This window comes from Baekduia sp. Peel2402 (assembly GCF_052567285.1).
Window position 1 is genome coordinate 5,068,429 of sequence record NZ_CP199582.1, and the last position, 18,427, is coordinate 5,086,855.

At 71.8% G+C, this 18,427-nt stretch carries 15 protein-coding genes; 7 read left to right on the top strand and 8 right to left on the bottom strand.

Annotated elements, in window-relative coordinates:
• The first annotated feature begins 8 nt into the window (after positions 1-8).
• From ACT01A_RS24725 to ACT01A_RS24735, 3 genes are all read left to right on the top strand, one after another.
• The gene (locus ACT01A_RS24725) at positions 9-1,487 is read left to right on the top strand and encodes a glucoamylase family protein (protein WP_445149775.1); all 1,479 of its coding nucleotides are present in this window, start codon (positions 9-11) and stop codon (positions 1,485-1,487) included.
• Positions 1,488-1,599: 112 nt separating this feature from the next.
• Positions 1,600-3,480 (top strand): methyl-accepting chemotaxis protein, encoded by a 1,881-nt coding sequence (locus tag ACT01A_RS24730; protein ID WP_445149776.1) that lies wholly within the window; start codon positions 1,600-1,602, stop codon positions 3,478-3,480.
• Between the two features lie 114 nt (positions 3,481-3,594).
• Positions 3,595-4,254, top strand: coding sequence for a DUF6989 domain-containing protein (locus tag ACT01A_RS24735; RefSeq protein ID WP_445149777.1), 660 nt, complete (start codon positions 3,595-3,597; stop codon positions 4,252-4,254).
• Here ACT01A_RS24735 and ACT01A_RS24740 read toward each other — a convergent pair.
• Complete coding sequence (locus ACT01A_RS24740; RefSeq protein ID WP_445149778.1) at positions 4,251-5,006, bottom strand: phosphodiester glycosidase family protein; 756 nt, start codon at positions 5,004-5,006, stop codon at positions 4,251-4,253. The two genes, ACT01A_RS24735 and ACT01A_RS24740, sit on opposite strands and share 4 nt — an antisense overlap.
• The gene (locus tag ACT01A_RS24745) at positions 5,003-7,096 is read right to left on the bottom strand and encodes a DUF308 domain-containing protein (protein ID WP_445149779.1); all 2,094 of its coding nucleotides are present in this window, start codon (positions 7,094-7,096) and stop codon (positions 5,003-5,005) included. Before ACT01A_RS24745 ends, ACT01A_RS24740 begins: the two co-directional genes overlap by 4 nt.
• Positions 7,097-7,240: 144 nt before the next feature.
• On the opposite strand from ACT01A_RS24745, the gene ACT01A_RS24750 reads away from it, so the two are divergent.
• On the top strand, positions 7,241-7,744 hold the full coding sequence (locus ACT01A_RS24750; RefSeq protein WP_445149780.1) for a hypothetical protein: 504 nt from the start codon (positions 7,241-7,243) through the stop codon (positions 7,742-7,744).
• 153 nt (positions 7,745-7,897) lie between these two features.
• On the opposite strand, the gene ACT01A_RS24755 is transcribed toward ACT01A_RS24750, so the two are convergent.
• The 3 genes from ACT01A_RS24755 to ACT01A_RS24765 are packed head-to-tail and all read right to left on the bottom strand — an operon-like array spanning position 7,898 to position 11,722.
• The gene (locus tag ACT01A_RS24755; protein WP_445149781.1) at positions 7,898-8,923 is read right to left on the bottom strand and encodes a threonine aldolase family protein; all 1,026 of its coding nucleotides are present in this window, start codon (positions 8,921-8,923) and stop codon (positions 7,898-7,900) included.
• A gap of 10 nt (positions 8,924-8,933) precedes the next feature.
• A complete protein-coding gene (locus tag ACT01A_RS24760; protein ID WP_445149782.1) occupies positions 8,934-9,632 on the bottom strand; it encodes an SDR family oxidoreductase in 699 nt (232 codons plus the stop codon).
• Complete coding sequence (locus tag ACT01A_RS24765) at positions 9,629-11,722, bottom strand: DUF6421 family protein (RefSeq protein ID WP_445149783.1); 2,094 nt, start codon at positions 11,720-11,722, stop codon at positions 9,629-9,631. The genes ACT01A_RS24760 and ACT01A_RS24765 overlap by 4 nt, the downstream gene beginning before the upstream one ends.
• A 55-nt stretch (positions 11,723-11,777) precedes the next feature.
• Between ACT01A_RS24765 and ACT01A_RS24770 the strand changes: the two genes are divergently transcribed.
• Positions 11,778-12,230 (top strand): Lrp/AsnC family transcriptional regulator, encoded by a 453-nt coding sequence (locus ACT01A_RS24770; protein ID WP_445149784.1) that lies wholly within the window; start codon positions 11,778-11,780, stop codon positions 12,228-12,230.
• A 72-nt stretch (positions 12,231-12,302) separates the two neighbouring features.
• Entirely contained in the window at positions 12,303-13,334 is a 1,032-nt protein-coding gene (locus ACT01A_RS24775) for a beta-ketoacyl-ACP synthase 3 (protein ID WP_445149785.1), read from the top strand.
• 6 nt (positions 13,335-13,340) lie between these two features.
• On the opposite strand, the gene ACT01A_RS24780 is transcribed toward ACT01A_RS24775, so the two are convergent.
• Positions 13,341-14,723 (bottom strand): NAD(P)/FAD-dependent oxidoreductase, encoded by a 1,383-nt coding sequence (locus ACT01A_RS24780; protein ID WP_445149786.1) that lies wholly within the window; start codon positions 14,721-14,723, stop codon positions 13,341-13,343.
• A gap of 77 nt (positions 14,724-14,800) precedes the next feature.
• On the opposite strand from ACT01A_RS24780, the gene ACT01A_RS24785 reads away from it, so the two are divergent.
• Positions 14,801-15,823, top strand: a complete 1,023-nt coding sequence (locus tag ACT01A_RS24785; RefSeq protein WP_445149787.1) for a LacI family DNA-binding transcriptional regulator — start codon at positions 14,801-14,803, stop codon at positions 15,821-15,823.
• 24 nt (positions 15,824-15,847) lie between these two features.
• Here the strand turns inward: ACT01A_RS24785 and ACT01A_RS24790 are convergent, their stop codons facing one another.
• Positions 15,848-17,041 (bottom strand): MFS transporter, encoded by a 1,194-nt coding sequence (locus ACT01A_RS24790; protein WP_445149788.1) that lies wholly within the window; start codon positions 17,039-17,041, stop codon positions 15,848-15,850.
• A gap of 21 nt (positions 17,042-17,062) precedes the next feature.
• Positions 17,063-18,400: a Fic family protein gene (locus ACT01A_RS24795; protein WP_445149789.1), complete on the bottom strand. Its 1,338-nt coding sequence runs from the start codon at positions 18,398-18,400 to the stop codon at positions 17,063-17,065.
• Between the last annotated feature and the right edge of the window lie 27 nt (positions 18,401-18,427).

Below are 18,427 nucleotides of genomic sequence, written 5' to 3' on the forward strand. Positions count from 1 at the left end.
GGGCGCGCATGCGGTTCAGGGTCCTGGTCGGCGCCTTCATGGCGACACTGCTGCTGTGCGCGCCCGCGGGTGCGAACGGTGGCCACGGTGGGGGAGGCGGCAACGCGCAGCTGCGCGACTACGCGGCCAAGACGTGGGCGTCGATGGCGGCGATGACCGACGCCCGGTCCGGGCTGCCGGCCGACATCCTCAACGCGGACGGGACGACCTCCGTCCAGACCTCGACGACCAACATCGGGGCCTACCTCTGGAGCGCGGTCGCGGCGCAGCGGCTCGGGATCATCTCCAGGCGCGAGCTGCAGGCGCGCGCCGCGCGGACGCTCACGACGCTCGAGGGGATGGAGCGCTACGGCGACACCGGCCAGTTCTACAACTGGTACGACCACCGCACGGGCGCGAAGCTCACCGCCTGGCCGCCCGATCCGTCCCAGGAGTTCCACCCGATCCTGTCGTCGGTCGACAACGGCTGGCTGGCGGTCGGCCTGCGGATCGCCCAACGTGCGCTGGGCGGCGATCTCGGCCGCCGCGCCGGGGTGCTCTACGACGCGATGGACTTCGGCTTCTACTACCGCGCCGACGTCAACCGCGTGCTCTTCCACTTCCGGCCCGACGACCCGGAGGCGTCGCCGTGCTGTTACGACACGCTCGTCAGCGAGAGCCGGATCGTTGACTACCTCGGGATCGCCAAGGGCGAGCTCCCGGCAAAGGCCTACTACGGCCGCTGGCGCACGTTCCCCGACACCTGCGACTACAGCTTCCAGGAGCAGAAGCCGGTCGGCACGACCCGCACGTACTTCGGCGTCCCGGTCTTCGAGGGAACTTACGAGTACGCGGGCGAACGGCTGGTGCCGTCGTGGGGCGGCTCGATGTTCGAGGCCTTGATGCCGGCGCTGTTCGTCCCCGAGGAGCGTTGGGCGCCGCGGTCGTGGGGCGCCAACCACCCGGCGACCGTGCACGCGCAGATCCACCACGGGCTGGTCGAGGCGGGCTACGGTTACTGGGGCTTCTCGCCGTCCAACACGCCTGAGGGCGGCTACGGGGTCTACGGCGTCGACGGCGCCGGTATGGATCCCAACGGCAACCCCTCCGACGAGGCTGGCACGCTCGTCGACCACGGCTTCGACCTGCCGGGCTGCCCGGGCGCGCGGCCGGCCCAGCCTGACCCGCAGCCTGAGGCCTACTCCGGTGGCGTGGTGACCCCGCACGCCGCGTTCCTCGCGCTGCGCTACGCGCCGCGGGCCGCGCAGGGCGATCTCGCCAAGCTCGCGGCGGACTTCCCGGGGCTCTATGGGAAGTGGGGTTTCCGGGACTCCGTGAACGTCAGCACGCGGACGGTATCGGGGTCCTACCTCTCCCTCGATCAGGGGATGATCATGGCCGCTCTTGGTAATGCCCTTGGGAACGACGTGCTGCGCAACGCGTTCGCAAAAAGACCGGAAGAGCAGGCACTTCGCCGAGTTATAGGTATTGAGCGCTTCGGCGCTTGAGCGCGGCACGGCGCAGATAAGCCATCTGTCCGGCGGCATCAAACCTACCGCTGGAAGGTCGACCTACTTGGAGGCCGTCGCATTCCCCACTCTCCAAGAGGTCGTACTCCTTATGGGCGCACTGCGTCTCTCCATTCGCACCAAGCTCCTCGCGAGCTCCCTGCTGCTGGTCGTGCTGACCGGCATCGTCTCGCTGCTGGCCATTGATCGCCTCGGCGACGTCAAGAACCAGGGCTCCAATCTCTACAACAACACCTACACGCCCACCGCTGCGGCGCTGTACGGGAGCTCCTTGGCCAAGGACCTGGCCAACCAGAGCCTGACCTACAACCTGATGGCCACGAAGTACGCGGCCGACCCGGCCGCGCTGGCCAAGAACACCAAGGACGTCCTTCCGAACATCAAGAAGGACCAGAAGGCGCTCGCGACCGTCGTGCTGCCCGCGCTGGCCGAGGCCCCGGCCTCCGTCAAGCCGCAGGCCGACAAGGTCATCGCCAACGTCAAGACGTACAACACGACGCTGGCCGCGATCCTAAAGCCGGGCATCTCCCCCGCCGAGAGCGCGAAGCTGTCCACGCAGCTCGAGCAGGCGATCACGACGATCGACACGACCGCGTTCTCGATGGCGAGCACCGGCAACAAGGCCGCCGAGACCGCCTACAGCAAGATCGACGACTCCTACCACTCGGGCCGCAAGCTGATCCTCGGCGCGCTGCTGCTGTCGATCATCCTCGGCCTCGCGGTCGCGCTGGTCATCTCCGGCCAGATCAAGCGCGGCGTCAGCCGCATCCGCACGCAGCTGAAGTCGCTGCGCGAGAACGACACCGCGTCGCTGCGCCACGGCATCCAGGGCATCTCCGAGGGTGACCTGACCCGTCGCGCGACGGTCGTCACGCACGAGGGCGGGCGCACGTCGTCCGACGAGATCGGCGACATCGCGGAGATGATCGACGAGATCACCGCCGACACCGCCGTCTCGATCGAGGCCTACAACACGTCGCTCGACTCTCTCGCGGGGATGATCGGCCGCGTTGGCGACTCCGCGGACATCCTGTCGTCCGCCTCGCAGCAGATGGCCGCCACGTCCGGCGAGGCCGGCCGCGCGGTCGGCGAGATCGCCCACGCGATCGGCGAGGTCGCCCACGGCGCCGAGAAGCAGGTCAACACCGTCGAGGGCGCGCGTCGCCTGACCGACGAGATGGCCGAGGCCACCCGCTCGTCGGCCGAGAGCGCCGCCGAGACCGCGCGTGCCGCCGAGGCGGCCCGCGAGGTCGCCGTGACCGGCGCCGCGTCGGTCGCCTCGGCGACCGAGGCGATGGCGCAGGTCCGCGCCGCGTCCAGCGAGGCCACGGACGCGATCCGCGACCTGGGTGCCAAGTCGGAGCAGATCGGCGGGATCGTCTCCACGATCACGACGATCGCCGAGCAGACCAACCTGCTGGCGCTCAACGCGGCCATCGAGGCCGCTCGCGCCGGCGAGCAGGGTCGCGGCTTCGCCGTCGTGGCCGAGGAGGTCCGCAAGCTGGCCGAGGAGTCCTCGCAGGCCGCGGCCTCGATCTCCGCCCTGATCGGCGAGATCCAGAACGAGACCAAGCGCGCGGTCGAGGTCGTCGAGCTCGGCGGGACCCGCACCGACGAGGGCGCCGCCGTCGTCGAGCAGGCCCGTGAGGCGTTCGACGTCATCAACGACCACGTCCAGGAGATGTCGGGTCGCGTGTCGCAGATCGCGGCGGCCGCCCAGCAGCTCTCCGCGACGTCGTCGCAGGTCGGCCACGAGGTCGCCTCGGTGGCCGCCGTCGCCGAGCAGACCAGCGCCGCGACGCAGCAGGTGAGCGCCTCCACCGAGGAGACGTCCGCCTCGACCGAACAGATCGCGGCGAGTGCCGAGACGCTCGCGGCGACCGCCACGGAGCTGCGCACGCTGGTCGGCCAGTTCTCGCTCGCGGGCCGCGCCGACGAGGCCGCGCTCTACGACGAGCAGCTCGAGGCCTAAGCGCCCGAGCCGCACGATTGCAGCAAGTCCCGCGGGGGCGGGCGCCGGTTCGGCGCCCGCCCCCGATGTTTTGGACCCACCCACCCACCCGCCCGTTGTGGTACGGATTGGCACGTGACCGCCGTCGCTCCTGCCCGCCGTCTCGCGCCCCCTGCTGGCGCGACCCTTCCGCTCGCCGCGCTGGCCGCCTACGCCGTCGCGACCGTGGTCGCGCTCGCGCTGCCGTCGCCCGCGAAGGGCTGGGCGGTGCTCGTCGTGTCCTTCGGCGGGTGCGCGGCGCTGGTCGCGGTCACGCGCGCGCAGGCGCTGTGGGTGCTGGTGCCGGCGTCGGTCTTCCAACTCTTCCCGGACTGGTTCCTGGCGGGCGGGCTCGGGACGCTGCGCTTCCCGGACACCGGCGGGATCCGCGTCGACGACGTGATCCCGCTGGCGATGTGCGGGATGTGGGCGTTGCCGTTGTACGTGATCGTGTTGGTTGCGCGCGATTCGGTCGCGCGCGGCGCGCTCGCCGGCTTGTTGGTGTTCTTCGGAACCGAGCTGCTCGCGCCCACGGCGGGGCTGTGGGAGCCGGCCGGTGACCTGACGAAGGTGTTTGGCGTCGCGGTGTATGTGTTGCCCGCAGAAGCGGCGTTGGGCGCGGGCGCGGTGGTCGCCGCGCGCGTCGCGACGGCGGTGTCGCGGCCGGTCGCCGAGCGGGTGCTCGCGGGCGCGGCCCTGAGCACGTTCTACACGGGCGCGCTGGCGTTGTCCTGGTTCTTGATCGACGGCCGCTAGTCGCCGGAGGCCGCGGCGCGCAACAAGAGCGCGCTGACGATCGGGCGCGACTTCGGCGCGGGCTGGTCCTGCTCGGAGTACGGGCGGTTGAGGAGATGGCCTTGGTGGACCAACGTGGTCGAGCCGCCGCCATCCAAGTTGATGGCGTCGGTCGCGCCGAGGTCGCGCAGGGCTTGGGCCAGCTCCGTCATCGTCAGGCCGGCGTCGACGCCCGAGCGGCGGCCGTCGCAGGCCAGCGCGATGACGTGGTCGTCCGAGAGGCCGAGCGCGGCGCGCGGGTGGCGGCCGGCCGTGATGTCGGAGTCAAACTGCGTGACGGTGGCGCTGAAGCCCTCAGGGTCAGCGGCGTCCTTGTACACCGTCTTGCCGTTCTTTATCAACAACGGCCCGGCCTGGAGGAGGTCGCCGGGCGGATCGTCGCCGAACGCGGCGCGGGGGCCGAGCGCGATGCCGTCCTCGTGGGCGTGGACCGCAGCGCGGGCGGGCGCGTATCCGTCAGCCACCGGCGCGTGGTCGGCCGGCGCGCCGTTGCGGCGCAGCTCGCCGAGCGGGCGGAACGGGTCGCGCAGGAAGAAGCCGCCGATGATCGCCTCGGGCTCGCCCTGGGCGGCGCACCAGACGTCGAGGCGGCGCGGCTGCGGGAAGTGGGCGACGCGGATCCGGGTGCTCGCGCGCGGGTGCAGCGTTGCGTAGACGGTGGTGACGGCGCCATCGGCGAGCGTGCGCCGGGTCAGGTTGTAGGCGATGGTCATCGGGTCGCGTTCTGGGCCTTGGCGACGCCGACGAGGTCGCCCTGCTCGTAGAAGTCGGTGGCGATCAGGGAGACGGGCATGTCGCGCTTTGCGGCGCAGCGAGCAATCCGGGTGTTCAGGAAGTCGCTGGTCTGCGCGGGGCGGTTGGCGGTGGGGGAGGGCGGGAAGCGCTCGACCCAGTTGTTCAACATCAGAAACGGCGAGTCGGCGGTGCCGCGGTAGCGCGTGCACTTGGTCGCCAGCTGGGCGGCGGAGCGATTGCCCAGCGGCGTGTCCTGGATGTAGGTGAACGCGTCGTTGAGCCACGGCACGCTGCCGGTCGGCGGCTCCTCGGTGAAGACGACGAGGCGCTGGTCGTCGTCGATGAGCTCCCGGAGCGTGGGGAGCGGCTCGCCGCGCTTGAGCGTCACGGCGTAGTCCTCCGTCTTGGTGGTGGCAAACGCGCGCTGGAGGTCCTCGTCGGTCACGTAGTTCTCGAGGATCATCATGAGGACGGTGGACGGATGCGCCCGCAGGAACGTGCGCATGGTGCTGAGGGTCTCGGTGAAGCGCGTGGCGCCCAGCTCGCAGACCGTGTGGCAGAGGAAGACCTCCTTCTGGCCGCGGGCGCCGCTGCGGGCGGTGAGGTTGACGCCGAGGCGGTCGACGGCGGCGAGCGCGTCGGGGCTCAGCTCGGCGGCGACCTTGTTGGCGTTGCGGCCCTCGGCCTTGAAGTCGGTCTGGACGCGGCCGGTTGAGAGCACGCGGCCGTAGTGCGGGTCCAACAGGAACAGGCGGATGCCGTCGTTGAGCTGTCGGGCGATCGAGCGGCGCTGATCGGGGATCGACCAGCCGGCGACGTCGGCGGCGGCCATCGAGTTGTGGGTGCCGGGCCAGAGGACCTCGTTGAGGCGCTTGTCGCAGAGGGAGTCCTGGCCGTTGCAGCCGGCGGCGGGCGTGGCGGTGAGCTTGATCGGGCCGTTCTCGTGGAGGACGAGGGCGGCGGCGCCCGAGGCGGCGGCGAAGGTGAGGACGGCGGCGGCGAGGACGATGGCGATGCGGCGGCGGCTGCTGGCGCGTGGGGCGGCGGCTGCCTCCTTTGGTCGCCCCTCGCGCCCGAGCGCCGTCAGCAGCTCGGTGCTGCCCGCGTAGATGAGGGCGGCGCCGATCAGGAAGGCGAGGGCGCGCAGCGCGATCGCGGGGTCGAGCAGGACGGCGATCCCGGCGAGCGTGAGCAGGACGCCGCGGGCGCCGAGCGCCACGCGGGACTCCGGTCGGCGGGTGAGGCGGGCTGCCTGGCGCCGGATCGCCTCGGGGTCGACGGCGGACAGGACGCCGGCCGCCAGGACGAAGCCGACGACCGCGGCGATCAGCAGCAAGCCGGCGAGGTCGCCGAGGAACGCGTCCCACACGCCGCCGACCGCGGCGCGCAGGTCGGCGGTCGGGATCTCCTCGGTGCCGTCGAGGGCGCGCACGACGATCGTGCGGGCGGTGCCGAGGGCGATCTCGGCAACGGTGGCGGCGACGCCGAGGGCAAGGGCGAAGCGAGCGAACGCGCGGGAGCGGTCTTTCGCGGCGCCGATCGCGGCGATGAGGAGCAGGAGCGCGAGGACCGGCAGGACGATCGCGACCTTGCGCAGCGTGTCGGCCGCCGCGAGCGTGTCCTGCGCGAACGGCCGCTCGCGCAGGTCGACCAGCGTCGCGTCCGCGTTGGCGGGCAGCTTGGCCGCGACGTCGGGGGCCAGCGACCGAACCGCTGAGAGCACCACCGTGCCCGTGTCGGCGAGGTCGAACACGAACGCGTTGCCGTGGTCCAGCAGCACCGAGTGCGCCTGCTGCGCGGTCGTGCGGACGAGCGACCGGAACGGCCTCGTCGTGACCACCGTCTCCACCGCGGTCTCCAACAGCGGCCGCGCCGAGATCAGATCCGGCGACCCGCGCTCGATCACCCCGACGACGATCTGCCGCGCGACCACGTCCCGGACGCTCGAGTCATCCAGCGCGACGACCGCCCGATCCGCGAACCGATCGCGATCGCCGATCTCCGCCTTCAGGTACAACGCGACGATCGCGCCGACGGCGACGACCGCCGCCACCACCGCCAACACCACCGCGAGTCCATCCCTCCCGGGCCGCGCCACGCGCGCAACCGTACTGGTCGGACCGCTGTGTGGCACGGGATGGCTCCGCAACTGCATCGGTTCGGCGGAGGCGCGCGCCGTTGGGGCTGGCCGTGCCTACTGTCGCGCGCGCCCGTGTCTTCCTTCGATCCGACCGACCCACGCTCGCTGGCGCGGCGCGCCGCGACGTATGCGCTTGCGTCCGAAGAATCCGCGAATGCTCTCGCTCAGCAAGAGCGCACCCTTGCCGACCTGCGTGGCCGCGGTGCAGGGCTGATCGCGACCGCCGCTGTCGCGATGTCGATCTTCGGAGGTCCGGCGCTGGGAGGAGCGCACGCTGGGCCAGCCGTCTACGTCGCGATCGCCGCGTTCGTCGGCGCGTGCGTCTGCGTCTTGGCGCTGCTCTGGCCGCGCCACCCCATCCTGGCGAGCGATGGAGCCGCGTTGATCTCGGCGTACGCTGAACCGCACCATGTCCCGCTTGCTCTGGTGCACCGTGAGCTGGCGTTGCACCGTACGGCCGAGTTCGTCCGCAACCGCGACGAGATCAAGCGCATGACACGTCTGTCTCGGGGCGCCCTCGCATTGCTCTCGGCCGAGATCGTGGCGTGGGTTGTGAACTACACGCTGGCGCTCTAATCTCAAACGAAGGATGAAGATCTTGCGCAAAATAGCAAACTGGTTTCTCAAGCCTGTCTACTACATGTTCGGACCTCTGCCTGATCCGCCGGAGCTGGAGGACCCGAACCGGCCCAAGACGTACTACCCCTCTCCGCTGACCTACCTCGGCGACTAGACCGCAGCGGCCGCGCTCTGGAGCGCGGTGGTGAAAGCGGTGATGTCGGCCTCGGTGGTGTCCCAGGAGCACATCCAGCGGACCTCGGAGGTTGACTCGTCCCAGGTGTAGAAGGGGAAGTCGGGGCGGACGGCGTCGGCGAGGGCCGGTGGGAGGGAGGCGAAGACGGCGTTGGCCTGGACGGGGCGGGTGATGGTGATGCCCGGGATGGCCGTCACGGAGGTGGCCAGCAGCGAGGCCATGGCGTTGGAGTGCGTGGCGGCGCGGAGGTAGAGGTCGTCTTCGAGCATGGCGACGACCTGCGCGGAGAGGAAGCGCATCTTGGACGCCAGTTGAGCGTGCTGCTTGCGCAGCCAGGCGAAGCCCGCGGGCGGCTCGTTCGGGAAGACGACAACCTCGACGCCGAGCGCGCCGGCCTTGGTCAGGCCCAAGGAGATCGCGTCGGCGCCGATCGCGGTCGTGATGTCGCCCAGCGACGTGCCGAGCGCGGCGGCGGCGTTGGCCAGGCGCGACCCGTCGATGTGCAACAACAACCCGTTGGCGTGCGCGACGTTGGCGATGGCCTTGAGCTCGTCGACTGAGTACACCGTGCCGAGCTCGGTGGAGTTGGCGATCGAGACGACCCGGACCTGCGGCGAGTGCTCGTCGCCCTGACGGGCGAGCAGCGGCTCGATCTGGGCGGGCGACAGCCGGCCGTCGTCGGTCTTCAGCGTCAGCAGCTTCACGCCGGCCATCCGCTCGGGCGCTGCGGCCTCGTCGACGTGCAGGTGGCTCGTGTCCGGCGTGACCACGCACTCCCACGAGCGGGTCAGCGCGCCCAAGGACAACACGTTGGCCGCCGTGCCGTTGAAGACCAGCCACGGGCTGGCGTCCGCGCCGAACCGCGCCCGGATCAACTCCGTGGCCTTGGCCGTCCACGGGTCCGCGCCGTAGGACACGGCGTGGTCCGCGTTGGCCTCGGCGATGGCCGCGAGGACCTCGGGGTGGGCGCCGGCGTAGTTGTCGGAGGCGAACGCGCGCATGCCCGGCACGCTAGCGCGCCGCCGGGTGCAGGCTCAGGCGCTGTCCGTTCATCTTGCGCGCCGCATCGGAGTTCAGGAAGACCAAGGCCTCGGCGATCTCGTCCACGTCGGTGAACGTCTTATAGGCCTTGTCGGGGTTCTCGTCGCGCATCTGCGGCGTGACGATCGCCTGCACGACGACGACGTTCGCGGTGCCGCCGGTCTCGGCCAGTTCGGCGCCGAAGGTCAGCGTCCACGCCTCGGCGGCCGCCTTGGTTGCGGCATAAGCGCCGTTGCCGGCAACCGGGCGGGCCGCGACCGAGGAGGAGACGAGCGCGAAGCGGCCCCGCTCGCCCGCCGCCTTCAGCAAGGGCGCGAAGGCGCGCGTGGTGTGGACGACGGAACGCCACAGCAAGGACTCCAGGAACTCCAAGTCCTCGGTCGGGGTGTCCTCGATCGCGTTCCCGCCGCGCCAACCGCCGACCAAGTGCACCAACCCGTCGACCTCGCCGAGCGCCGAGGCCCACTCCGCCGCGCCCTCCGCCGTCACGAGGTCCGCGGCGCGCGCGTCGCCCGCCACGTCGCGCACGACGTCCAGATGCGCGTCGGTGCGATCGGCAGCCGCGATCCAGGCGCCGGCCTCGGCCAGCGCGCGGACGACCGTGGGGCCGAGGCCGCCGCCGGCGCCCGCAACGGCGATGCGGCGGCCGTCGAGCGTGCCGGCGCTCACGCCGCCACCGCCACCGGCTCGAGCTTTGCCTTCAGCGACGTGTAGAACATGCTCAGCGGGAACTCGTCGGGCTTGACCGCGTCGATGTAGGACCGCGGGTCCTCGACGTCGGCGTAGCTGCGCACCTCGCGCGCCCACGTCGAGCCGGACGCCGACGGGACGTACCGCGCCACCAGGTCGTGTGCCGCGCCCCATTGCGCGAGCTTGGAGCGGTCGATCCCCTCGCGGTAGAGGTTCTCCACGTCCACGCGCAGCCCGGCCACGCCCTCGGCGAGCCGGTCCCACTCCACCGTCAGCCTGTTGTCGGTCCAGTGCACGTAGCCGTGGCGGTGCAGGTACGCGAAGAGCAGCTGACCGCCGAGGCCATCGTAGTTCCTCACGCGCGCGCCCGTGACCGGGAAGCGGAAGATCCGGTCGAAGAGGATCGCGTACTGCACGTTGCGCGCGAAGGCCATGCCTTCCGCCTCGAGCTTCACGGCCTCGCCGAAGGCGGTCAGGTCGCAGCGCAGCTCCTCCAGCGAGTACATCCAGTACGGCATGCGCTGCCGGATCATGAAGGGGTCGAACGGCAGGTCGCCGCGCGAGTGCGCCCGGTCGTGGATCAGGTCCCACATCACATAGGCGTCCTGCGACAGCTGCTCGGACACCAGCAGCGCGGCCGCGTCGGGCGGCAGGTTGATGCCGACCGTGTCGGCCGCCGCGCCGACGACCCGGCGGAAGCGCTCGGCCTCGCGGTCGCAGAAGATCCCGCCGAAGTAGTTGGCGGGCTTGCCGGCGACGCTCACCGTCTCCGGGAAGAGCACCGCGCACTCGCTGTCGTAGCCGGCTGTGTGGTCGACGAGCGTCACCGGCACGAACTTCGCGTTGTCATAGCGGTCGCCTTCAAGCTCGGCCAGCCACGCCGGCCACGGCACGCGGACGATGAGCGCCTCGAAGTGCACGTCGCGGTCGCGCCCGTTCTGCAGGTACATCGGGAACAACACCAAGTGCTGGATGTCGTCGCGACGCTCCTGGTCAGGGCGGAAGAGCTCCAAGGACGTGGTGAAGTCCGGCTTGGCGAAACCGCCGTCGGCCCACGCGCGCAGGTCGGCGACCGAGGCCTTCAAGTACTCGGTCTGGTGCGGGAAGCGCGGCGCGAGGGCCTCCACCGCGGCCGCCATCGTCTCCACGAGCGGGCGCGCGGCGTCGGCGGAGGCGTCCTGGGCAAGGGAGCCATCGGCGGACTGGAGCGCACGGAGGGTGTCGGTGGCGTCGCGCAGGTCGGCCCATGACGGGTCGGCGGCAGCGTCGGAGGGCTTTGGCTCTGCGGGCGCCGCGTAGGCGCGCGCCGCCGCCCAGGACACCAGGTTGACCCACAGCGCCTCGTGGCCGAGGTCGCCGAGGCAGTCGTCGCCGAACAGGTCGGAGTCGGCAAGAGCGACAACTCGGCCCGCCTCATGCCGAACCGCGACCGCCAGCGGCGCGCCCGGGGTGGAGGCGGTCGCCGCCGTACGCGCCAGCACCTGCGCGTCGATCCCGTCCTCGACGAAGACCGTGCCCGCGCGGTAGAAGCACGCGCCGGTGACGCCGGCCAGCAGGTCGCCGCTCGCGCCGCGCTCGCCGATCGCCACGACCGACCGGACCCACGACGGCGTCGCGTTCAGGTTGTACTCGTAGTCCTGGACCGTGTCGTGCTCGATCGCCAGGCCGAAGCGCGCCAGCAGGATGTTGAGGTTGTTGCCGTACTTGTCCTGCTCGCTCTCGCCGAGCACGACCAGCCCGCCACCGCTGGCGACGAAGCCCTCCAGCGCGTCGATCTCATCGCGCGAGAGCATCGGCGTGCCGGACCCGACCGTCGCCTCCCACTTCGGCTCGCTCGGGTGGGCGAGGACGACGACGTCGGTGCCGGCCAGCGCGTCCGCGTCCAGCGGACCGTCGAGGTGCGGGTCGACCGCGATCCGCCGCGCGCGCAAGACGTCAGCCGCGCGCGCGTAGGACGCGTCGGCCGGGTGCGACGGCTGCATCCGGGCGGCGACCTCCGGGCGCACCGACCAAGCCTGTTCGTGGCTCTCGTCGAAGAGCACGCGGATCACGGGGAGCTGGGGAGCCATACCGTGAAAGCTACGGACGGCTCGGATGCAGGACAACCCCGGTATCGTGCGCGCGATGGACGATCTGTTGCGCACAGACGACACCGATCGCAAGATCCTTGCGTGCCTGACGGAAGACGGTCGAGCAACGTACGACGACGTCGGCCAGCAGGTCAGCCTGTCGGCGCCCGCGGTCAAGCGGCGGGTCGACAAGCTCCGCAAGTCCGGGGTCCTGAAGGGCTTCACCGCGCTGGTCGACCCGGCCGCGCTCGGCACCACCACCGAGGCGCTGATCGAGCTGTTCTACGCGCCCGGGATTGGCCTCGACGAGGTCCGCGAGTCGCTGCGTCCGCTGCCCGAGGTGGTCGAAGCGTGGTCGGTCACCGGAGACGCCGACTGCATCGTCCGGGTCCGCGCGCGCGACCCGAAAGACCTGGAGCGCGTGATCATGGAGCTCCAGCGCGAGGCGTCGGTCGTCCGGACCCGGTCGCTGATCGTCATGTCGCGGTTGATCGAACGTCGGGACTGATCCCCCCGAACGGGTGCAAACGCCCGCGTTCCCTGAGGGCGGGCGCGCCCAGGCAAGGCATCGTCCTTGGTCTTGGCCGGGACCGTCCTCACCCCGCAGGCGCGCCGCGCGCCGGCACCACCCTCCACCCGCACTGGTGCCGCGCTCGTCGCGGTCGGCGCCGCGTTCCCCGATGCAGAGGTCGGGACCGACGCGATCGCCGCGGGGGTGGGCGTCGAGACCGACTGGATCGTGCGGCGCACCGGTGTGGAGTCGCGGCGGCGGATCGCGGAAGGCGGGTCGCTGTGCGCGCTGGCCGAGGCGGCCTCGCGCCGCGCTTTGGCTGATGCCGAGGTTGACGCGCGCGACGTCGACCTCCTGATCTTGGCGACCATGACGCCCGACGCGATCACGCCGCACGGGGCGGCGACGATCGCGGCGGGCCTCGGCGCATGGCGCGCGGGAACGATGGACCTCAACGCGGCCTGCACCGGCTTCCTGGCGGCGCTGTCGCTGGCGGTCGGCCAGGTCGAGTCGGGCCGCGCGCGGACCGCGCTGGTGATCGGCGCCGACGCGATGTCGCGCGTGTTGGACTACAACGACCGCGTGACCGCCGGGATCTTCGGTGACGGCGCGGGCGCCGTGGTCGTGCGCGCGCTGCCGGGCGAAGCGTCGCGGGTCGGGCCGTTCGTGCTCGAGTCCGATGGCGCCGCGGGTGACGCGATCGTCACGCCGTGGCCGGCCGGACCGGTGCGGATGGAAGGGCAGCGGACGTTCCGCCGCGCGGTCGACGCGCTGGCCGACGTCGGCCAGCGCGCTTCGGCGCTGGCGGGTGTGGCGGTCGCTGACCTCGACCTCGCCGTGTTGCACCAGGCCAACGCGCGGATCACCGCGGCGGTCGCCGAGCGTTTGGCGCTGCCGACCGAGCGTGTTGTTGATTGCATCGGGCAGATCGGGAACACGACGTCGGCGAGCATTCCCACCGCGCTCGCGTATGCCGCGAGCGACGGCCGGCTGTGCCCGGGCGCGACGGTGCTGCTGGGCGCGTTCGGCGCTGGCCTCGCGTGGGGCGGGACCGTGGTGGAGTGGGGCGCGCCCTCTCGCGCACCCGAGCACGTGGCCTGAACCGACCTACTTGTCGTCCAACTTGGAGAGCCGGTCGACCGCCTTGACCCACCGCGGCGAGCGACCGGTGCGGCGAGCGGACCGGTCGGCCCAGCCGTAGGCGATGGACATCGCGCGGGCGCCGACGCGGGGGAGGGGATCCGGCGGCCAGGCCGGCGCGCGGTGGTTGACCCAGGGGTACGTGGTCAGCTCGGTGTCGCGTTCGAGGATCAGGTCGGTCATCGTGCGCGCCGCGAGGTTGGAAGCGCAGACGCCGTCGCCGTAGCCGCCCGCCCAGGCGACGCCGCGCTCCGGCTCGTAGCCGACGGTCGGCGCCCAGTCGCGCGCCGCGCCCCACACGCCGCCCCAGGCGTGGGTGAAGCGTGCGCCGGCCGCGGCCGGGAACAGCTCGCGGACCGCTTCGCGCAGCGCCGCGAAGACGCGCGGGTCGAGGATCTCGGCCTCGACGAGCCCGCCGTGGCGCGGCTGGAACCCGCCGCGGCCGCCGAGCGCGATGCGGTCGTCGGTGGTCCGCTGGCAGTACATCCCCAGGTTGACCATGTCGGCGACGACCTCGCGCCGCGCGAAGCCGAGCTGGTCCCAGACCGCGGTCGGCAGCGGTTCGGTCGCGACGACCTGCGAGGTGAGCGGCTGGATCCGGCGGCCCTCGCCGCGGATGTGCTTGGTGTAGGCCTCGGTGCCGCGGACGACGACCTCGGCGCGCACGTCGCCACGCGTGGTGCGGACGACGCCCTGCTCGATCGCGGTGACCTCGGTCTGCTCGTAGACCGGGACGCCGAGCCGCTCGACGACCTCCGCGAGGCCGCGCGCGAGCAGCGCCGGCTGGACGCGCGCGCAGTGGTGCTCGAGCTTCGCGCCGCGCGCGCCGGCGACGCTGACGCGCTCGGCGAGCGCGCCGGCGTCCAGCCAGGAGGCGACGTCTTCCCTGAAGCCCCACGCGCGCTCGTGCTCCAGGCCTTCCCACAGCGCGCGCTCCTGCTCGGAGGTGCGGGCGATGATTAGCGCGCCGCCCTTCGCGAAGCCCGCGTCGACGCCCTCGGCCGCGAGCGTCTCGCCGATCAAGGAGACCGTGTTGTAGCTCTCGCGTTTCATCGCGATCGCCAGCTCGCGCGAGGACTCCTTGGCGTACATCTCGATCGAGCCGTTGAGGTGCCCGTAGCACCAGCCGCCGTTGCGTCCCGACGCGCCGAACGACGCGATCTCCTTCTCCAGGACGGCGATCCGCAGCAAGGGGTCCGCCTGCTTGAGGTAGTACGCGCTCCACAACCCGGTGAACCCGGCGCCGACGATCGCGACGTCGACGTCGGTGGGACCCGACAGCGGTGGCCGCGGGGTGAGGTCACCGGCCTGCTCGAGCCAGAGGCTCAGGCCGCGGTAGTCCTGAGGCATCGCGGGCAACGTAGCACGCTTTCTGATAGCGCTACCACAGGCGATGTCATCAGAGCGAGCCGATAGGGTCGCCGACCATGTCCGTCGGCCGCGATCGCCCTGCGTCGAGCCCGACCGTCGCCGACGTCGCACAGGCGGCGGGGGTCTCGTTCGCGACCGCGGCGCGAGCGCTCGGTGGGTATGGGCACGTGAGCGCGAAGGCGCAAGCGGTGGTCGAGGCGGCGGCCAGCGAGCTGGAGTACCGGCGCAACGACGTCGCGCGAGCGCTGGCGTCGGGGTCGACGCGGTCGGTCGGCCTGGTCGTTGGCGACATCGAGAACCCGTTCTTCGCGACCGTCTCGCGCGGCATCGCTGACGTCCTGGAGCCCGAGGGCTACACGTTGCTGCTGGCCAACTCCGACGAGGACCCGGCGCGGGAGGCGCGCGCGATCGAGGCGCTGCGCACGCAGGTCGACGGGCTGCTCGTCGCGCCGGCGGCCAGCAGCGGGGCGGACCGGACGCGGGATCCCGGCAAGCCGCTGGTGCTGCTGGACCGGACGGTCACCGGGTTGGGCGTGGACTCCGTCACGGTTGAGAACGCCGCGGGCGCGGCGCGCGCGGTCGAGCACCTGATCGCGGGCGAGCACCGGCGGATCGGCTTGATGACCTCGAGGGCGGGCTCGTCGTCGACCGCCCAGCGGGTTCGCGGCTATCGGGCGGCGCTGAAGCGGGCGGGCCTCGCCGCCGACCCGGCCTGGGAGGCGGTGACGCCCGGGTTCGCGGCCGCCGACGCCCGCGACGCCGCGCTCGATCTGCTCGGCGTCGCCAAGCGCCGCCGGGTCACCGCGGTCTTCACCACCGACAACTTCATGACCCACGGCGTCTGGCTCGCCGCTCGCGAGCTGGGTCTCTCCGTGCCGGGCGACCTGGCGATCGCGGCCTTCGACGACGTCGACTGGCTGACGCTGGTCGATCCGCCGGTCACCGCGGTCGTCCAGCCGGTGATGGAGCTGGGCCGTGAGGCGGGCCGGCTGCTGCTGCGTCGTCTGGCCGATCCGACGGCGCCCGTGCGGCGCGTGCGGCTGGCGACCGAGCTCGTCGTTCGCGCCTCGTCGGGCTGACGCTTCCTGCGGATCGTGGTCGGGTCAGGCCGTGGCGGCGACCGCGCGGGCGAGCGCCTCGCGGCGCCCTGCGAGGATCGCGGCGGCGAGCAGGCAGCTGGCGATCCCGAAGGCGATCGCGGCCGCGCCGCCGCCCGCGTCGACCAGCGCGCCGCCGACCGCGACGCCCGCCGCGATCCCGCCGCCGATCGACGAGCCGTTCCAGGTGAAGGCCTCGGTCATCGCGCCGGGTGGGGCGAGGCGGCCGACGAGCGCGTACGCGCACGACAGCGCCGGCGCCCAGGCGAAGCCCGAGGTGTAGGCGAACACGAGCGCCTCTGGGAGCGACGCGACGAGCGTCAGCGGGACGAGCACCACGGCGGCGATGAGCATCAGCGCGGCGAAGCGCAGCTCCAGCGACGAGCGCCACGCGCGCAGCCCGAAGGCAATGCCCGCGCTGAGGCTGCCCAGCGAGCAGAGGGCGAGCAGCGCGCCGGACGCGCCGGTGTGGCCCAGCTCGTGGGCGATGCCAGGCAGGCCAACCTCGATCGTTCCCATGCCGATCCCGGCGCCGGCCGAGGCGACGAGCAGGACGGCCATCCCGGGCGCGGTGAGCGCGCCGCCGCGGGCGGCCGTGCCGTGGCCGTGGCCGTGGCGGGCGCGAACCGCGGGGGAGGAGGCGAACCAGACCGTGCCGGCGAGCGTGACGGCGGCCATCCCGAGCACCGCGGCGGACGGGCTGGCGAGCGCGATCGTGCCGCCCACGAGCAGCGGACCGGAGGTCCAGACGAGCTCCTGGACGGTCGCGTCGAGCGCGAAAGCGGTCTCGCGCGCCTGCGGGTCGGTGACGAGTTCGGGCCAGAGGACGCGGACGCAGGCGGCGATCGGTGGCAGACAGGCGCCGGTCAGCGCGCCGAGGGCGACGAGCGCGGCCGTTGGTGCGCCGGCGTGTGCGGCCGCGACGATGGCGACGAGCGCGGCGGCGTTTGCGAGCGCGCAGGCGAGGAGGACCTTGGCCTGGCCGGTGCGGTCGACGAGCCGGCCAAGCAGCGGGCCGCACGCCGAGGCTGCGATCCCGTACGCGCCGACGACCGCACCCGCGGTGCCGAAGCCGCCGGTCGCGTCGCGGATGAGCAGGAGGATTGCCAGCGACATGCCGAGCGGCAGCCGGCCGGCGACCGAGCTGAACAACAACCGACGCGCGCCGGGGGCGGAGAGGACCGGACCGTAGTTCCCCATGGTGAAAGCGCTATCAACGTATCAGGGAGCTTGTGCGCCGATCTCCTTCAACTTCTCCGCCAGGCCGGGTGCTGCACGGAAGCGGTAGGTCTTGCCGTCGCGCTCGGCGTCGAGCAGGCCACGGTCGGCGAGGCTGCGCAGGTCGGTGCGCGCGGTTTCGTGCGTGACGCCGTGAGCCTGGGCGTGCGAGGTGAAGGTGTAGACGCGGTCGGCGTCGCGCAGCGCGCCGCTGAGCAGGTCGGTCTGACGGTGGTTGAAGCCGCCCGAGCCGCGCAGCAGCTGCTCGACGTCTCGGACCTCGGCGACCTTACGACGCAGGTACTTGTGGAGGCCATCGATCGCGCGCTCGATCACCCCGAGCTGGTGGATGAGGAAGTACGTGGTGTCGCCCTCGTCGCTCTCGGTGAGCAGGAACGCGCGGTTGTACCGGCCGGGCGCGGCGCGCAGGATCTTCGAGATCGACAGGTACTCGACCAACCAATAGCCCTTGGTCCGCATCGACCACGAGAACAGGACGCGCGCGGTCCGGCCGTTGCCGTCCTCGAACGGGTGGTCGTAGGCGAGCCAGAAGTGCAGCAGGATCGCGCGGACGACCGGGTGGATGAACGTGTCCTCGTCGTCGCTGTCGCCGTTGGCGAAGTCGCATAACGCCTGGAGGCGTGCGGGCAGCTGCTCGGCCGGCGGCGGACGGTGTAGGACGCCCCCGTCGAGTCGGTCGACGACCGCGACGCGTTCTTCGTCGGGCGTCTGCAGTCGACCGCTGGCGCTCGGATCGTCGAGCGTGCCGTCGGTGAGGATGCGTTGCAGTTCGAGCACGTCGGCGGGTGTGAGGCGATCGCCCATCGACTCGTGCATGTATTGGAGTGCGAGGTAGTTGTTGACGATCATCCGCTCGCTGCGGTCGCGCGGATGGCGGCCGGTGCGCAGCAGCTCCTTGGCGACGCGCTGCGAGGTGCTCGCGCCTTCGAGCTGGCTGGAGCGGATCGCCTCCTCCATCAGCGAGTTGACCAGATACTGCTGCTTGGCCTGCGCATCGCCCGTGACGACTTCGGGCATTTTGATCTCGCCCGCGCAGCGCTGGTCGACGAGGTGCAGGCGACGCAGGACGACGTCGGGGGTGGCGTAGGTGAACGGACGATCGTCGAGGTCGGTCAGCGGGATGGCGCGAGCGACGGTGGAGCGGGTGTACTTGAGCCCAGCCCACCACTGCTCCCGCGTCAGCCCGGCCGGCGGATCGAGATGGCGGAGCTTGTCCCAATGCGGGTAGTCCGAAGGCTGCCGGACCGACAGCATGTCTTCGACCCGGTTGAGGTCGAAGTAGTCCTGCCATTTAGGCAGTGGGGCGACGTGCAGGGTCATCCAAATTCATCCAAAGAATTCCAAGTT

What these genes read in the sequence shown, in the direction of transcription:
- ACT01A_RS24725 (WP_445149775.1), top strand. Translation starts at nt 9, where the DNA reads ATGCGGTTCAGGGTCCTGGTCGGCGCCTTCATGGCGACACTGCTGCTG.
- ACT01A_RS24730 (WP_445149776.1), top strand. Translation starts at nt 1,600, where the DNA reads ATGGGCGCACTGCGTCTCTCCATTCGCACCAAGCTCCTCGCGAGCTCC.
- ACT01A_RS24740 (WP_445149778.1), bottom strand. Translation starts at nt 5,006, where the DNA reads ATGACCATCGCCTACAACCTGACCCGGCGCACGCTCGCCGATGGCGCC.
- ACT01A_RS24755 (WP_445149781.1), bottom strand. Translation starts at nt 8,923, where the DNA reads ATGCGCGCGTTCGCCTCCGACAACTACGCCGGCGCCCACCCCGAGGTC.
- ACT01A_RS24765 (WP_445149783.1), bottom strand. Translation starts at nt 11,722, where the DNA reads ATGGCTCCCCAGCTCCCCGTGATCCGCGTGCTCTTCGACGAGAGCCAC.
- ACT01A_RS24770 (WP_445149784.1), top strand. Translation starts at nt 11,778, where the DNA reads ATGGACGATCTGTTGCGCACAGACGACACCGATCGCAAGATCCTTGCG.
- ACT01A_RS24780 (WP_445149786.1), bottom strand. Translation starts at nt 14,723, where the DNA reads ATGCCTCAGGACTACCGCGGCCTGAGCCTCTGGCTCGAGCAGGCCGGT.
- ACT01A_RS24785 (WP_445149787.1), top strand. Translation starts at nt 14,801, where the DNA reads ATGTCCGTCGGCCGCGATCGCCCTGCGTCGAGCCCGACCGTCGCCGAC.
- ACT01A_RS24790 (WP_445149788.1), bottom strand. Translation starts at nt 17,041, where the DNA reads ATGGGGAACTACGGTCCGGTCCTCTCCGCCCCCGGCGCGCGTCGGTTG.
- ACT01A_RS24795 (WP_445149789.1), bottom strand. Translation starts at nt 18,400, where the DNA reads ATGACCCTGCACGTCGCCCCACTGCCTAAATGGCAGGACTACTTCGAC.